The 15,942-nt window shown below is 49.2% G+C and carries 16 protein-coding genes; 10 read left to right on the top strand and 6 right to left on the bottom strand.

Features of this window, described 5'->3' with window-relative positions; translation table 11 throughout:
* Positions 1–158 precede the first annotated feature (158 nt).
* Positions 159–1,691 (top strand): multicopper oxidase, encoded by a 1,533-nt coding sequence (locus ABNN70_RS02610; protein WP_353948683.1) that lies wholly within the window; start codon positions 159–161, stop codon positions 1,689–1,691.
* Between the two features lie 27 nt (positions 1,692–1,718).
* Here the strand turns inward: ABNN70_RS02610 and ABNN70_RS02615 are convergent, their stop codons facing one another.
* From ABNN70_RS02615 to ABNN70_RS02625, 3 genes are all read right to left on the bottom strand, one after another.
* A complete protein-coding gene (locus ABNN70_RS02615) occupies positions 1,719–2,153 on the bottom strand; it encodes a branched-chain amino acid ABC transporter substrate-binding protein (RefSeq protein WP_353948684.1) in 435 nt (144 codons plus the stop codon).
* Positions 2,134–2,355, bottom strand: coding sequence for a helix-turn-helix transcriptional regulator (locus ABNN70_RS02620; protein WP_353948685.1), 222 nt, complete (start codon positions 2,353–2,355; stop codon positions 2,134–2,136). The genes ABNN70_RS02615 and ABNN70_RS02620 overlap by 20 nt, the downstream gene beginning before the upstream one ends.
* A 178-nt stretch (positions 2,356–2,533) precedes the next feature.
* Entirely contained in the window at positions 2,534–3,100 is a 567-nt protein-coding gene (locus ABNN70_RS02625) for an FAD-dependent oxidoreductase (protein WP_353948686.1), read from the bottom strand.
* A 206-nt stretch (positions 3,101–3,306) separates the two neighbouring features.
* Here ABNN70_RS02625 and ABNN70_RS02630 point away from each other — a divergent pair, with 206 nt between their 5' ends.
* Both ABNN70_RS02630 and ABNN70_RS02635 read left to right on the top strand, forming a co-directional pair.
* Positions 3,307–4,242, top strand: a complete 936-nt coding sequence (locus tag ABNN70_RS02630; RefSeq protein WP_353948687.1) for an oxidoreductase — start codon at positions 3,307–3,309, stop codon at positions 4,240–4,242.
* Entirely contained in the window at positions 4,235–5,086 is an 852-nt protein-coding gene (locus tag ABNN70_RS02635) for a hypothetical protein (protein WP_353948688.1), read from the top strand. Before ABNN70_RS02630 ends, ABNN70_RS02635 begins: the two co-directional genes overlap by 8 nt.
* Before the next feature lie 228 nt (positions 5,087–5,314).
* On the opposite strand, the gene ABNN70_RS02640 is transcribed toward ABNN70_RS02635, so the two are convergent.
* Complete coding sequence (locus ABNN70_RS02640) at positions 5,315–6,550, bottom strand: MFS transporter (RefSeq protein ID WP_353948689.1); 1,236 nt, start codon at positions 6,548–6,550, stop codon at positions 5,315–5,317.
* A gap of 186 nt (positions 6,551–6,736) precedes the next feature.
* Here ABNN70_RS02640 and ABNN70_RS02645 point away from each other — a divergent pair, with 186 nt between their 5' ends.
* The 3 genes from ABNN70_RS02645 to ABNN70_RS02655 all read left to right on the top strand — a co-directional run bounded on the left by ABNN70_RS02645 (position 6,737) and on the right by ABNN70_RS02655 (position 9,402).
* Positions 6,737–8,065 (top strand): IS1380 family transposase, encoded by a 1,329-nt coding sequence (locus ABNN70_RS02645; RefSeq protein WP_353947865.1) that lies wholly within the window; start codon positions 6,737–6,739, stop codon positions 8,063–8,065.
* 813 nt (positions 8,066–8,878) lie between these two features.
* The gene (locus ABNN70_RS02650) at positions 8,879–9,121 is read left to right on the top strand and encodes a hypothetical protein (RefSeq protein ID WP_353948690.1); all 243 of its coding nucleotides are present in this window, start codon (positions 8,879–8,881) and stop codon (positions 9,119–9,121) included.
* Positions 9,091–9,402: a hypothetical protein gene (locus tag ABNN70_RS02655; RefSeq protein ID WP_353948691.1), complete on the top strand. Its 312-nt coding sequence runs from the start codon at positions 9,091–9,093 to the stop codon at positions 9,400–9,402. Before ABNN70_RS02650 ends, ABNN70_RS02655 begins: the two co-directional genes overlap by 31 nt.
* 182 nt (positions 9,403–9,584) lie before the next feature.
* Here ABNN70_RS02655 and ABNN70_RS02660 read toward each other — a convergent pair whose 3' ends face one another.
* A complete protein-coding gene (locus tag ABNN70_RS02660; RefSeq protein WP_353948692.1) occupies positions 9,585–10,217 on the bottom strand; it encodes a TetR/AcrR family transcriptional regulator in 633 nt (210 codons plus the stop codon).
* Between the two features lie 180 nt (positions 10,218–10,397).
* On the opposite strand from ABNN70_RS02660, the gene ABNN70_RS02665 reads away from it, so the two are divergent.
* The 3 genes from ABNN70_RS02665 (at position 10,398) to ABNN70_RS02675 (ending at position 13,761) form a co-directional block, all read left to right on the top strand.
* Positions 10,398–11,315 (top strand): ABC transporter ATP-binding protein, encoded by a 918-nt coding sequence (locus tag ABNN70_RS02665; protein WP_353948693.1) that lies wholly within the window; start codon positions 10,398–10,400, stop codon positions 11,313–11,315.
* Positions 11,316–11,321: 6 nt separating this feature from the next.
* Complete coding sequence (locus tag ABNN70_RS02670) at positions 11,322–12,950, top strand: hypothetical protein (protein WP_353948694.1); 1,629 nt, start codon at positions 11,322–11,324, stop codon at positions 12,948–12,950.
* A 148-nt stretch (positions 12,951–13,098) separates the two neighbouring features.
* Positions 13,099–13,761 carry a DNA-3-methyladenine glycosylase gene (locus tag ABNN70_RS02675; protein WP_353948695.1) on the top strand — a complete coding sequence of 221 codons (663 nt, stop codon included), beginning with the start codon at positions 13,099–13,101 and terminating at the stop codon, positions 13,759–13,761.
* A gap of 95 nt (positions 13,762–13,856) precedes the next feature.
* Here ABNN70_RS02675 and ABNN70_RS02680 read toward each other — a convergent pair whose 3' ends face one another.
* A complete protein-coding gene (locus ABNN70_RS02680; protein ID WP_353948696.1) occupies positions 13,857–14,408 on the bottom strand; it encodes a pyridoxamine 5'-phosphate oxidase family protein in 552 nt (183 codons plus the stop codon).
* Positions 14,409–14,515: 107 nt separating this feature from the next.
* Here ABNN70_RS02680 and ABNN70_RS02685 point away from each other — a divergent pair, with 107 nt between their 5' ends.
* Positions 14,516–15,907, top strand: coding sequence for a PLP-dependent aminotransferase family protein (locus ABNN70_RS02685; RefSeq protein WP_353948697.1), 1,392 nt, complete (start codon positions 14,516–14,518; stop codon positions 15,905–15,907).
* The last annotated feature ends 35 nt before the right edge of the window (positions 15,908–15,942 follow it).

The following is a 15,942-nucleotide window of genomic DNA, read 5'->3' on the forward strand; positions in this document are numbered from 1 at the left end:
AGCACAAGCCCGGCTTTTATTCGAGAAAATCAGAGACTTTTCAGTTTTTTTGTACCGTTCCGGGGTTCGAGCGGTAACATCAGCTCTTTTCCGGCATAGACTACCGGTCCCTGAAATAAAAATAAGAAAATAACCGTCCGGGGGAGGGGAAAAATAAGATGAGACTTACTCCTTTTATTGATGAACTGCCGGTTCCCTCTGTACTCAAACCGCAATGGAAAAACACGCATGGGACGTATTATGAGGTCTCCATGACAGAATTCAGACAATCCCTTCACAGCGAATTGCCCGACACGACCGTCTGGGGTTATCAGGGGAATTATCCGGGACCCACCATCGAGGTCGAAAGCGGCGAGGCGGTGTGGATCAAATGGATCAACGCCCTGCCATCAAAGCATCTCCTGCCCATTGATCACACGGTCCATGGCGCCCATCGTGACGTCCCTGACGTCCGAACAGTCGTCCATGTCCACGGTGCCTGTGTGGAGTGGGAAAGCGACGGCTATCCGGAAGCCTGGTTTACACGGGGATTTGCGGAAACCGGCCCTTTTTTCAGAAAAGAAATTAATCAGTATGCCAACTGTAATCCCGCCAGTACGCACTGGTATCATGATCACGCTCTGGGGATCACCCGGCTCAACATGTATGCAGGACTTGTCGGATTTTACCTGATTCGCAATTCACGGGAACGCGCCATGAACCTGCCTTCCGGGAAATATGACGTTCCTCTGATGATTCAGGATAAAACGCTGAATACGGACGGTTCCCTTTATTACCCCAGACAGCCCGAACAACCGGTAGCCGGTCTGGATGTATCCATTGTCCCTGAATTTTTTGGCGATACCCTTCTGGTCAACGGAAAAGTACACCCCTGTTTCCGCGTTGAACCGCGCAAGTATCGCTTTCGGCTGCTGAATGCCGCCAACAGCCGTTTTTTCAGGCTGAAGCTTGATTCGGGACAGCTGATGTATCAGATCGCAACAGACGACGGTCTGATGAAGCAGCCTGTCGGCGTCACGGAAATCCTGCTGTCACCTGCGGAACGGGCTGACGTCATTATCGATTTTTCTAACCTTCAGGGACAAAAGATCCTGATGACTAATGATGCGCCCGTACCCTTTCCGGACGGGGAACCGGTCGATGAATCGACAGGCAGGGTGATGCAGTTCCAGATTACGCTGCCTCTCTCCCATATAGATACGAGTGTCATCCCCGCGCGTCTGGCGCCCTTCCACAAAATCAGTGAGCGGGCCGCTTCACTGGTCCGCCTTCTGACGCTGGACGACGCGACGGACCGGTTCGGACGCGAACGTCTGCTGTTAAATCAAAGGGGGTGGGACGCTCCTGTCACGGAAACACCGAAATTCGGTACAACAGAAATCTGGTCTCTGATAAATACAACAGCTGATTCCCATCCGATTCATCTGCATCTGGTTCATTTTCAGATTCTCGACCGAAGAGACTTTGATGTGGAGGCATTTAAGAAGGAGAAAAAAATCTATTATACAGGTCCGGCCCTCCCTCCGGAGCCGCAGGAATGCGGGTGGAAAGATACGATCCGTGCCGATCCCCGGCAGGTCACGCGGATCATTGTGCATTTTTCTACCTTTACCGGACTCTATGTCTGGCACTGTCATATGCTGGAACATGAAGACTATGAAATGATGCGCCCGTATCTGATTCTCAGGTGAGGGTCTGCGTTTTCTGCTGCCGCTTTGTTAATCCCCGTCATCGTTTTTCCGTTTTTTTCTGAGATAGTACATGAGTGAGAAACTGGCCAGGAAGCAAATGAAAAAGACGGCTCCGATAATCAGGCTGCTGACCGGATGCTGCCGATCTGAAAGAAAAGTAATCAGTCCCATAAGGATCCCGATACCTGCCGGGATAAGCAGGATTGCATAAAAAGGAAGACCTTTTCTCTGCTTTTTATCTGTTTCTTCAACATCAGCAGATACGTTCAATTGTAAAACAAGCAGAAGAATATTTGACAGCAACATGACAAAATTTAACGGCGATGCAAAAGCCGCATCAGGTCCGCTGGAAACAGCTGTATAGATGAGAATGGCAAGAATGCCCAGCGTCTGCGTGGCGAAGGCGATCCGAATATTTTTTAAAGTGACAAGTATCAGTCGTTCATCTTTGATTCTTTTCATCGTTTTCCTCCTTCGCAATCCAGAAAAGCTCATTAAGTGATTTTCCGAGAGCGTAACAAATCTGAAGACATAATTTTAACGTCGGGTTATATTTCCCTTTTTCAATCAAACTGATCGTCTGCCGCGTCACCCCGGTCTTCTCAGCCAGCTGCAGCTGAGTCATCCCGGACCTGACCCGGGCGGTTTTTACATGATTTTTCAATACACTGGATCACCTCCATGTCCCGATTGTAACATATACATTACATATTATGCAATATATATATTACGTTTCCCTGAAATAAAACCGGATTGAAAGGTGATTATTTTTCAATCCGGTTTACATCTGTGCGTTTGTTCGCCTTTATAAAACTGGCTCTGGCATCACTTTAGTGGCGAGATCAGCGTGGCAGTTTGTCGTGATCCACGTAACGCTCGCCCTTCAGCTCGCTGATCAGGTTAATCGCCGTTTTCGCTCCATCGCCACTCGTCACAATCGTGTGGACACTGACACCGGCCGCCACACCGGCCGCCCAGATGCCGTCTATGCTTGTGTGGCCGTATTCATCCACATTGATCACGGTTTTCACGTATTTTTCGCGGCCGTCTTTTGTCTTCAGCCCAATGGCCTGTGCTAGTCTCGCATTCGATCCGGTTGCCAGAATCACCTGTCCGGCCGAATAAGTCGTACCGTCTTCCGTTTGAATTTCAAATGACCCGTCTTTTTTCTCAATATTTGTTGCCTGAGCTTTTACAAACTCAGTACCGGCCCGCGCTGCCTGCTTCCTTCCGGTTTCGACCAGATTCGCTCCGCTGGTCTCCTCAATACCGTAATGGTTTTTCAGAAGCGCATGCCGCGTTAATCCCTTTTCATTATCAAGAAGCAGTGTTTTCAGATCGGCTCTGCCTGTAAAGATGGCAGCACTCTGTCCGGCAGGTCCGCCACCAATGATCGCAACATCATACATAAAAAATCCCTCCATTTTGGAAATTATCCTGTTTCCCCTTTTATCATAACTATTTTCACAGGTGAACGCTTGAATCATGCTTACAGCAGAGAGACTGGCGCCCTTTCGGCGGATGGGCAGGAAGATGGGATTATGCTAAAATGACTGGAAGATGACGGGAATCATTTGCTGGTCCTGCCGTCATTCTTTAATAAGGAGCTTTCCCTGTGAAAAAGATCATCCTCCCTGCCCTTTTTGGACTCATTTTCATCGTTCTGATCCTTACTGTCTTTTATTACCAGAATCAGGGACCCGCCGCCCGGCTGCAGCTGAATCATCCAGGAAAGATGCAGACAGCCCCTGAAAAAAAGACTGATGCTTTATGGCCGGTGAATCATGATACGATCAGCTATACCTTACAAAATCACGCGATTCACATCACGTTCAATAAAGGCCATAATTGGATAAAGGTCCCAGTAGAAACAGATGCATTATTTGGCGGAGAATACAATGGAAACAGAGAGGAACTGATTGAAGGCAGCTACATCCTTACGCAAAACCGGGCAGGATTTTTAACTTTTGATGAAGCTGACGGGGAAAACACAAAAGTGGTCTTTACCTGGACCCCCGATCAGGGAAAAACATGGAGAAAGTCCGTCGTCACAGGATATTTTCCCTCTTTACGTTTCAGAAAGGTCGCTTTTATCAATGCTCAGTCCGGCTATGTCATTTTATCCGGAGATCGAACCATGTCTCAGGAAGTCTCACGTGTCTATCTGACTCACAATGGCGGTCAAAGCTGGAAAAACGTATCAGATCCAGGGGTCACACGATTAATTTCGGATGGTGGATTTGTTAATGCGTCCACCGGGTTTCTGTCTTACGGAACGATTAACCCTGAGAAACCGGATCTCTATGTCACCCGTGACGGAGGAAAGTCCTGGGAGAAGGCGAGTATCCATATACCGGAAAAATATCAGAAGATCTTTGTTACAGCGGAGGTCCCAAAGATTGAGGGAGACCACTTATCTGTTCTCGTCAGCCAGGGACCAAACGGTGACTATCAGGGCGGCAAATTAAAAGGGAAGTTTATTTCAAAAGATAACGGCCGGACATGGACATTCTCAATGGAGGTACAGCAGGATGAAACAGAGCATGAATAGATGGGCAGCGATCACTGGCTGGCTTTGCTTCCTTTTCGCCGCCGGCCTTTTCTTCCTGCAAATGGGCTTTTTACTTCTATACAGACGGTTTGGAATGGAATATATAGACAATCGACTTTTCTTCATCGTGAATATACTCTGTGTCTTCTTTTTCGCCCTGTCTATCATATTTTTGCTGAAACGGATGGTGGTGATCAAATGGATCATCTCCGGTATCGTCGTTCTTTTTATCATCGTTAACAGCGTTCTGTTTGTTCAAAGCAACCGGGAAATCAAAAACCTCATCAGTCTGTCACCTGACTGGGAACATATGCTGGTCATAAAAGAACGTGTGAAAACGGGCGAGGCCATTTACTATCGCTCTTATTATGGCATACTGGCTCGCCCGAGAGAAAAATTGCCTGATCAGGTCAGTGGGCCTTTAAAAGTGCAGTGGCTGGCAAATGATATCGCAGCGGTGACTTACAGAACGGAGAATCATCAGTTGCAGCAGTTCATTGGGACATATGGGGACCGTGGAGGCGGAACTTCCTATTATTATGTGGGAGCTGAAATTCATGGACGCTGGCGGGCCGGCCATACCGAAGTAGTCAGCAGTACGAAGGGGATTTCTGTCAGCGAAAACCGAGCGACGGAAACCTTTAGCTGGGATGATGTGGAGCAGTTCGGCACACTGGCCGTGGTTTTAAAGCGAAACAATGAAGCGGTCTGGACCCTCTCCCTGAATGAAAATTTTAAGGTGCGGTCGAATGCGGCTGCACCGACGGTTGGAAACATCCGTCTTTTCAAGGCGAGCATGATGAAAAATCAGCCATTGACGTTAAATTATATATCGGAGAAGTAAACAGATATATATTTCATCAATTATGGTCCCACGTATGGAATTGGCAGCTCCCCCCACGAACATAACACATGGAAGAGGTGTATCCACTGATCAGCTGAAGAACACCTGCCGGCCGGCAAGCACAGACCTGGCCAGAAGTTAAGTCATTCCAAACCGTTTTCCTCTTAAGCCTGTCAGAAAGGCACCTCTCCCAATGGCTTCGGAGCAGGTGCCTTTTCTACAGAAATATTATTCTTTCTCTGGTTCTGCATCGATATATGACGTTTTTGATGATTCCTGCATCCGCCAGTAGACGATGAGACTGATAAAGATGCAGAAAGACACGTAAAAGAAGAAAAGGGGTTCGATCCCGATGCTTTTAAACCACAGTGCGACGAATTCAGCGGTTCCACCGAACAGAGCTACGGTCAGGCCGTATGGAAGACCAACACCCAGCGCACGGATCTCGGTGGGAAACAACTCTGCTTTAACGATCGCATTTATTGACGTATAGCCTGTGACAATCACCAGGCCAGCTAACATCAACAGAAACGCGGCGACTGCACTGTGGGACGCACGCATGACAAACATCAGCGGGACCGTCGCAAGCGTCCCGCAAATGCCAAAGAAAAACAGAAGCGGTCTGCGGCCAATGTGATCGGATAATAATCCGGCAAGCGGCTGCAGGATCAGAAAGATCAGCAAGGCAACGAAATTAATCACACTGACGACTTCTTTATCCAGTCCGACCGAGTTAATCATGAATTTCTGAATATACGTGGTATAAGTATAGAATGCTACGGTACCCCCGAGTGTCAGACCAACGACGGTCAGAACGGCACGTGGATATTTCAACAGCGCCTTCAGGGTCCCGGCATGCTTCTTCGTTTTTCCGGACATGTTTTTGAACTGTTCGGATTCATCCATAGTCAGCCGCAGCCAGAGTACAGCGAGTGCGCCAAGTGCGCCGATCACGAACGGGATGCGCCAGCCCCACACATTCAGCTGTTCCTCATTGAGGTTCAGCTGAAGAACGATCTGAACGCCGAGGGCAACCAGCTGACCTCCGACCAGCGTCACATATTGAAAACTGGAATAGAAACCACGGCGTCCTTTGCTTGCCATCTCGGAAAGATACGTCGCTGATGTCCCGTACTCTCCGCCAAGCGACAGCCCCTGAAAAAGGCGGGCCAGAACAAGAATGATCGGGGCAAAAACGCCGATCGTCTGGTATCCCGGCGTTGCAGCGATAATCAGAGAGCCGCTCGCCATGATCGAAATCGAGAGTGTCAGAGCCGCCCGCCGGCCATGTCGATCCGCATAGCGTCCCATAATCAGACTGCCGATTGGCCGCATCAGGAAACCGATAGCGAATATCGCAGCCGTGTTCAGCAACCGAGAAGTCGGGTCTTCTGACGGAAAAAAGTCTGTTGAAAAATAAACGGCAAAGGCTGCATAAACGTACCAGTCATACCATTCAATCATGTTTCCAAAGGAACCTTTAACCTAGAATATTCATGGCCCGCGGTATGAACTTTGCTTGTCGTTGAGCCACCAAGGTTTACAGCGATTTTCACTTTTCACCTGAAAAGTGAAAAAAGGGAATGAAAAAGGAGCTCATTCCTTGTATGATTAAGTTAAGCGAAACCAAACATACAGGGGGCTCCTCATATGTCCAGTGTAAAGGAATCAACGTTCCACTTCAATAAAAAGATTAAAGCCAGTTTCTCAGGCGGCGCGCTTTCTTCCGATTCCGGCTTATTACTTTATCGAGAATTCGATGAAAAGACTGGCCTCAGTGAGTTGATCCAGGAAAAACTGTACGTGAACGATCCGGTCACTCATGCCAGGCACACCAACCCAAAGGTGGTGATTCAGAAAATCTATCAGCACCTGGCTGGCTATCACACCGACGACCAGGCCGATGAGTTGGGAACAGATCCCATATTTACGACCCTGCTTGAGAAGAAGCACCTGGCTTCCCAACCGCGGCTGTCCCGCTTTAATCAACGCGTGGATGCCGACACCGTTCAATCGCTGGAAGCCGTCAATCAAGCTTACCTGGATCGACTCTATGCCCTCAGGCCCAGTCAGCAGGTAGTGCTTGACGTGGATTCAGCCAATTTTGAGACCGCCGGGCATCAGGAAGGCGCGGCCTACAATGCCCATTACCAGGACACCGGCTACCATCCGCTTCTCCTGTTTGACTCGCTGACCGGCTACTGCCTGAAAGCCGAACTACGTTCCGGCAATGTCTACACCTCCCGTGGTGTCGTCGATTTTATCCGTCCGGTGCTGGCACACTATCGCTCGCTCAATCCCGGACAGGATCTGGCCGTCCGGGGAGACAGTGGCTTCGCCGTTCCCGGGCTGTACAGCTTGTGTGAGGAAAAAGAGGTTTTTTACGCCATCCGTTTGAAGGCCAACCCCCGGTTGGCTGAAAAAGCACAGCGGCTTGTGGAAGCCCGTCAGAAAAAGCACGCCATGCCAGTCGGTTCTCCAGTCGTGTTTTATCGTGAATTTCAGTACCAGGCGGCTTCCTGGGATCAGGCCCGGCGAGTTGTTGTGAAACTGGAGCGCCCGGAAGGTGAGCTCTTTTTCCAACCGACCTTTATTGTCACGAATATGAGCCTTCCCGCTAAACGCGTCATTAAATTCTATCAAAACCGGGGCACGATGGAAAACCTGATCAAGGAAGGCAAGAACGGTTTTGCCTTTGATCAGCTGAGCAGCACCCGTTTTGAAGCCAACGCGGTGAAACTGCAGATTCGTATGCTGGCAAGCAATATTGAAGCCGGGTTTCGCCTGCTCTGTCTGCCGAAATCCGCTAAAAAGAAGCGGCTTTGTATGGATACTGTGCGCCTTCGCCTGATCAAGATTGCCGGCAGGCTCGTTCATTCCGGCCGTTCGCTCATTTTCCGACTCTGCAGTCACTGTCTTTACCAAAAGGCCTTCCGGCAGACGCTGGATCAAATCCATCGGTTGCCGGCATTGGCATAGTGTCCAGACCATCAATCTTAAAAAATTCAGAATTTCTGTTGGAAACGACGGGATTCGTCTGCCCTGAAAACGAGAAAATGGCTGTCCGCATGTTCCATGCGGGCCAACAGGCATTCAAAATCATCGTTAAGTTGTTCGCTTAGTAAAAATCTGTAAAATCCTTTGCGAAATTACCACCTAAACCATAGAAAATAAGCTGCTATGAATAATTCAGGTTTAAGAATGTTGGAGGCAATATGGCGCGACTTTGCGCGCTCTTCAGATGTTCTTTCAGTCATGTTGAACCTCTCCTTTGCATGAAAAAAGCTTGCCGGCCGGCCCATTGCAGGCGCTGCCGAATTGTTTTTCTTTTTTCGTAAAATTTTTACTTTCTCAAGATATAAGACAGACCCGATCCGGCCGCTTTGTTCCTCGAGAAATAATCATTCAGACAGTCTATTTAGCCAATAAATTTATTTTCATCCGTGGTCATGATCGCCCGCTCATCAATGTGCTCTGATCCGGAAATAATTCCTTTTTGTTATTATTACAATAACATAAAGATCATAATATAGCAGTATTTTTTATCAATTGATGAAATATTTTTTATTATTTTATGTTTTTACTGTAAACCATTTTCTTTTCTCTGTAGAACCATCTCCTCCTGGAAATAACCGGGAGCTGCCCTCACATTTAAACGAGCGCGTAACAGTTAAATAAATGTTTGATTGACTGAACAGATCCTGAACGAGCCGTTAATTTTACAGCCGTGTGCATATGATTCGTCATATTTTTTTTCAATGAATAGACTGGATCATAACGGAGGAATTTGTGATGGATCAGCAGATGACGGAAGCGGGATACCTGGGGATTAATGCATTGGGTACTATTGTTGCCGCAATTGGCGCAACACCGGGCCACGCCATTATTCCCGATCAATGGAAAAATGATTTCAGTATCATCGGAAACGCCCTGCAGGCAGCAGGCAACACGGGGAAGTCGGGTTCAGTACAGGTCTGGACGCAGTCGGAGACGGGACGCAGGCATTGGGCAACAGTCTGGTCATCCATGGATTGATCACTCAGAAGGACGGCCCTCGCACCGTCATGATCGGTAACTGGCTGCAGGCACTCGGCGGCACGCTTTCGCTGCAGGCACTTCTTGTTGATGAAGAACGGGATTGGGCGACTATCCTTACGATTATCGGTAATCTTCTGCAAATCGCCGGCAATTCGCTGCAGGCGGCTTCGGTTGCTCTTCAAAGAACGGGCAAAACAAACGCCGATCAGATCAACCTGGCAGGAGGCTGGGTCCAGGCTCTGGGTGCCTCCCTGTCCTATCTCTCTGCGACCACTTAACTGTTCAAACGTCAAACCCGCCGATCCTGCTCCCTTCCTGCTTCTGTAAAGTCCGCGCCTGTTATATGATGATGGGGATACACGCCTGAGCAGATCTTGAAATTTCGGATCAGTCCGCATTGGGCTCGCGACCCAATTGACCGTTCTGTTACTGTTTTGATCCGGTTCAATCGTTCCGGGCGTTACTGACCTGACTGATCCCCGGGTTCACAACCGATAAATCCGTAAAAAAACAGATAAACCAGTTCGTCAGTGAGTATTTTCATCGCCACCGGATGTTCTGCCGGAAGGGTTCCGTTTTTCGGATTCTGTGCATACTGCATGTACATGTCGATGTAGACCATCAGAGCCTGATCGGAAATCTGAGGTCGAATCAGTCCGGCTTCTCTCCCGCGCCGGATTAAAGTTCCCCAGAATCTGGCTTTACAGTCCTGATTAGCCTGCATCACTTCTGTACTGTCAAATTCCCCCTGCAAATCTTTTAAAGCAAATTTGTAAAAATCGCTATTCATGTCTTTCACAAAATCATGCTTACTCTGAATCATTTTTCTTACCAGAGTGGTGAAATCGATCGATGTATCGTCAACCAGCTTCTGAAACCGACCATACCCCTCTACGACGATATGCCGCATAACCTGATGACCGAGAGTCATCTTGCTGTCGAAGTACTTGTATAAAGTGACCGGAGACACCCCTGCCTGTTTTGCAATGGCCGTAATACTTGTTTTTGTAAAACCGTTATGCGTAAACAGATCCGTTGCAGCTGCCAGAATCCGCCTGTGGGTCTCAGCATGCCTCTCTTCATTCGTTGCCATCATATCACCTGTTTATAAATGAATTATTATTCACATATCATTTCATTTTATCATATATTTTTTGATTAAATAAGTTTTTTAAACTGAAATATTTAATATTTATATTTCAGTTTTTGTTGATTTTTCTTTCGTATCGTTCTATGATTCAGGATGAAGTCCGTAACGGAAGGAGAGATGGCTGTGACAGCTCCTGTTTTGCAAATCAACCATCTGCAGAAAAAATTTGGCAAGTTCCAGGCACTGAAAGACATCACATTCAATGTCTACCCCGGAGAAGTGTTCGGTTTTATTGGACCGAACGGGGCCGGTAAATCAACCACCATCCGAACCCTGCTGGGGATCATTAAAGCAAGTGGCGGTTCAGCTCAGTTTTTTGGGCAGGATGTCTGGACCAGAAGCGTGTCCATTCACAGGCGACTGGCCTACGTTCCCGGTGATGTGTACCTGTGGCCCAATCTGACAGGTGGCGAAATTATCGACCTGTTTCTTAAACTGGGCGGACAAAAGCATTCAGCCCGGACAGACCAGTTGATCAAACGGTTTGGACTGGATCCGGGTAAAAAATCCCGTACCTATTCAAAGGGCAACCGGCAGAAAGTGGCACTCATTGCCGCCTTTTCGTCAAATGCCGATTTTTATATCTTTGATGAACCGACTTCCGGCCTCGACCCGCTAAATGAACAGATCTTTCAAAATTTGGTTATGGAACTGAAAAAAGAGGGAAAATCCGTTCTGCTGTCCAGTCACATTCTCTCTGAAGTAGAGAAGATGTGTGACCGGATCGCGATTATTCGTCAGGGAGAAATCATTGAAACCGGAACACTGGCCGAGATGCGTCACCTGACCCGTACCGTCATCTCTGTAACCACACGGGAAGCGCCGGATGGCCTGGAAAACCAGCCCGGTGTATACAGTGTGAAAGCCGGCAGGCAGCCAAACCAGGTCTCCTTCTCAGTGGCATCCGAAAACACGGAATCAATTATGAATTATCTCGCTTCACGTGGCATCCAGGCGATTCAGAGTAATCCTCCGGCTCTTGAAGATCTGTTCATGCGTTATTATGAACAATCCGATCATACTGCGGATACAAAGGAGTGACGGGAGATGAATCACACGAACTTTGCACGTACCGGGATGCTGACACGATTTGGCCTGCGAAGAGACCGGATGCGCCTTGTTGTCTGGATCATTATTCTCGCCGGGCTGATGGTAACCGCAGCTGCCGAGCTTGATACAGTTTATGGGACTCAGAATGAGATTCAGGCCATTGTCAATACACTGAAAAGCCCGGGAATGGTATCACTCTTTGGGGCGTTTGCTTTAGAAGGGCGCGTCTCAACAGCTCAGGTTTTCGCAAATGAAATGCTTCTTTTTATGGCTCTGGCACAAATCATTATGAACTTTGCCCTGGCTGTCCGGGCAACCCGCGCTGAAGAAGACAGCGGTGTCACTGAAATGATCCGGGCCCATGCCGTTGGAAAACTGGCGCCACTGGCGGCTGCCGGGTTCGAGTTACTGCTGGTCAATTCGCTGATCGGCGTTCTCTATGGACTGGGTCTTTCAGCCGGAGACCTGCCGGGAGCAGATCCCGGTGGAAACTGGTTGATGGGTCTGGCGCTGGCCGCGTGCGGTCTGATGTTCGGCATGATGGCACTGGCTGTCGCACAAGTGGCAGATCACGCCGGATCTGCCACTGGAATAGCTTATATGCTGTTTGGAATCACTTTCCTCGTCCGGATGATCACGGATGTGGAAAATCCGGACTATACCTGGTGGTCACCGCTCGGATGGATTGAAAAAACGCTGCCGTACACGGATAACAACTGGATACCGGTGGGGTATATGGCACTCGCGGCAGCAGCTCTGTTTCTGATTGCCCTGTATGCTAATCTGCATCGTGACATGGGTGCCGGTGCGCTTTCTACACGACCCGGACGCCGAACCGCTTCTCCGATTCTTGCCGGACCTGCTACCCTGTTTCTGCGTCTGGTGCGGACGACTGTCATAGCATGGATTCTGGGCGTATTTGCTGTAGGTGCGATGTACGGCTCCATCTTCGGCACCATCGGTGATATTTTAAAAACCAACCCCACCATGCAGCAGGTTTTCGGTAAAGCAGCCGTAAACAGCGCCAACCATACGATTTTACTTAACTTTCTCGGCCTATTGACGATCATTTTCGCCGTACTCGCAGCTATTCCGGCCATTCAAATGATGAACAGGCTGAAAAAAGACGAGTCTAAAGGCTTGCTCGAGGTCATCTATGCCAAACCGGTGTCCCGTACCAGACAATTTTTTACCTGCCTGCTCACAGGTACGGTATCCGGAGCACTTGTGTTTCTGGCCGGTCTCGGAGGAACAGTGGTAACGGGTAACAGTGTGCTTAAGTCCGAAGCCGAACGGATTACGGGATCAGAATTCTGGACGGCCTTCTGGGGCATGCTGCCTGCCATCCTGGTCATGGTGGCGTGTGCTGCTCTTCTGGTTGGCTGGCTTCCGAGACTCATTGGTGTACTATGGCTATATTTGGCCTACGGATTCATTGCCCTGTACCTGGGTAACCTGCTCCAGCTGCCGGACTGGGCCAAACAGCTTGTCCCGTTCGGCTGGCCACCGGAAGTTCCGGTGCATGACGTCAATGGGGCGACGTTTTGGTGGATGATTGCACTATCCATCGTTCTCGTCATCGCCGGTTTAATCGGTTACCGGCATCGGGATCTGAATATGGGATAAGGAACTGATCATACCTGATTTCCGCCTGATTCCCTTCAGGGTGTCAGGCTTTTTTTCGTCCGGCAAAAAGTTCCGGTCATCGTGCCTGTGCGCCCGCTCCCCGCTTTGTGCTACTATAAGATGGATTCCCGTCAATGGAGTGAAAAAAATGGTTGAACATCACATGCACAGCTGGAGTGATTTTTTCAATCACCGTCCGACTGAAGAGATCGCCCGGTCAATCCTCGGGAAACGCCTGATTTATTGCAGCAGTCAGGGATTTCTCAGCGGTTTTATTGTCGAAACAGAAGCTTATCTCGGCGAGAACGATTCAACAGCCCATGCCTATAAAGGCAGACGGACCGCAGCAAATGAGGCGCTGTACGGGCCCGCCGGTATCATCTATATCTTTATGTTGCGCGGCTACCCAATGCTGAATGTCATCACTCAGGATCGGGGCGTGCCACAGGGGATTCTGATCCGCGCCGTTGAACCGGAAAAGGGCATGGATATCATGGAAAAGAATCGCGGTAAAGGCGGCTTCGGCCTGACCAGCGGCCCGGGAAAACTGACGACGGCATACGGCATATGTGATAAGTCGCTCAATTTAGTACCGATGGCCGACTCACCACTGTATATCGAGCTGGAAGGTGGCCGCGCGCCAAAAGAGATTGCTGCCTCTGCCCGTATTGGTGTCAGCCGCAGGGGCGGCAGCACCTTTGATCCCTTTCGCTTTTTCGTTAAGGGAAACCCGTACGTCTCCGGCATGAAAAAAAGCCAGATGGACCTGATCACATACGGATGGCGGACGAAACCCGGAAATCCCCAGTGAACCTTCAATCCGTGAGGGGTCGGACGCACAGGACGTGCCCGTGCAGGCGTTGCGACAGGACGCCCTTCTGCCACCAGACAGGATCTCAGGTCACCTTATTCATTCCGACCTTTCCCTGCCTGTTGACCAGAGATAAATCTGCGCTTCTGATCAAGTGGATTTTCCTTAGCTGTCAGTACATCCGGACTCAAACAATAAACAACGGTCCGGCTTCCGAGTTTCGACCGATACTTTTCCACATGGGACGAAGCTAATGGACGGCGAAAATAGCCGGGTACATATTTGTTCAGCATCTGCTGCATGACTTCAGTCCGCTCATGCAAATCGTCAATTGGCTGGACCCGGCCGAACAGCATCACGCTCATGTAAGCTGTACTCGTGTGTGCGGGCACAGGATCCGTCATGATTGCCTGTTCCTCGCAGACTGTAAAACAGGCAGGTGCTCCGCCACTCATGATCTTCGCTTTTCTCCCTGCTTCTGCACCATGAAAATAAATTTTTCCCTCGTGCCAGATAAAATTCACAGGAATGACATAAGGCCCGTCACTGTCGGACAAACCTAGAAAACCGACATGCATCTGCTGCAGAAAGCAGTCTATTTTTTCCTGATCATGGCATGCCAGCATGTGTTTCCGCATCTCCTGCATTGTATCCACCTCACTGTTTTTCGTATATACTCATTATAAAAATCCGTGTATTGATAAGAAGATACAGATTCAATTATTTTTACCAGTACAGACGGGAGATGAAAGCAATGGAAATTTATCCGATTCTCGACGAACACTTGCCGGAGGCGTTATATGTTCAACTCTATAACTATTTTAAACGTGAGATCGAGTCAGCCTCTTTGCCGGCCTGTTCGCGAGTGCCATCGATCCGATTTCTGGCCGACCGATTACATATTAGCTGTACAACCGTACAAACCGCCTATCAGCAACTACTTGCCGAAGGGTATCTGACAAGCCGGCCACGCAGCGGTTACTATATTGCCGAGCTGGACAGCAGGGCGTTTGCCGCTGCACCATCCACTCATCATCCGGACCGTCCGATTGATAAAAAAGCGCAATTTGCCTGCGACTTTTTCATTTCGGCAATCGATACCGCACATTTTCCGCTTACTCAATGGAAGAAATGCGCCGACAGGTGGCTTACCCCGTCCATGTTCAACTACGGCGATCCACAGGGTGAGCCGCACCTTCGGGAACTGTTAGCCTCTTATCTGCACCGTTCCCGCGGTGTGAACTGCCGGCCCGAACAAGTTGTGATTGCTGCCGGGACAGAAAGTATTCTGCGTCTGATCTATCAGTTAATTGAATGGAAAAACGGGGTACTGGGCATGGAAGATCCGGGCTATCGCGGTGTCCGGCGATCATTGAGAGATCAAAACATTCACCTGCTCCCCATTCCTCTTGATAAAGAAGGACTTTCAATCCGTGAATTAGAAAAAACTGCCGACGCCGTCTATATCACTCCGTCGCATCAGTTCCCGCTGGGTATGATCATGCCGGTTTCCCGGCGTCTTCAGATATTATCGTGGGCCCATAACAGACACAGCTGGATCATCGAAGACGATTACGATGGTGAATTTCGCTACCGCGGCAAACCGATTCCTTCCATGCAGGGAATGGACCGCTATCAGCGTGTGATTTATATGGGTACATTTTCAAAAGCACTGACCCCGGCGATCAGAGTGGCTTATATGGTCCTGCCTCTCCCGCTTCTCGACCGCTACCATCGTCTGGAGTGGCGGCAAACTGCTTCACGCCTGCATCAGCAAACTTTAGCACAATTTATAGAATCCGGGCAATGGGAAAAACACATCCGCCGTATGCGGACACACTATCGGAAAAAGCAGGAGTTACTGCTGGAGTCGATCAAAAGCATCATGGGAAGACATGTCACGGTCAGCGGTCAGGCTGCCGGACTGCACATTGTGCTCTATGTCAATAGTACGGTTCCCGCCGATAAGCTCGCTGCGATGGCCAGGGCATCCGGAATCAGGGTTCAGAGCACATCCGGCTATCTGATTCAACGCGATAGCATGCAGAAGCTGCCTCTTTTACTTGGATTCGGCGGCCTGTCCACCGAAGAGGCAAAGCAGGGAATAAAGCAACTGAACAAGATATGGTCGCCTTATTATCGATAGATTGGCAGAAAAAAAGAGAAAAAGCCTGTCACTTT

Origin of the sequence: Sporolactobacillus sp. Y61 (assembly GCF_040529185.1) — a bacterium.
Classification (GTDB): domain Bacteria; phylum Bacillota; class Bacilli; order Bacillales; family Sporolactobacillaceae; genus Sporolactobacillus.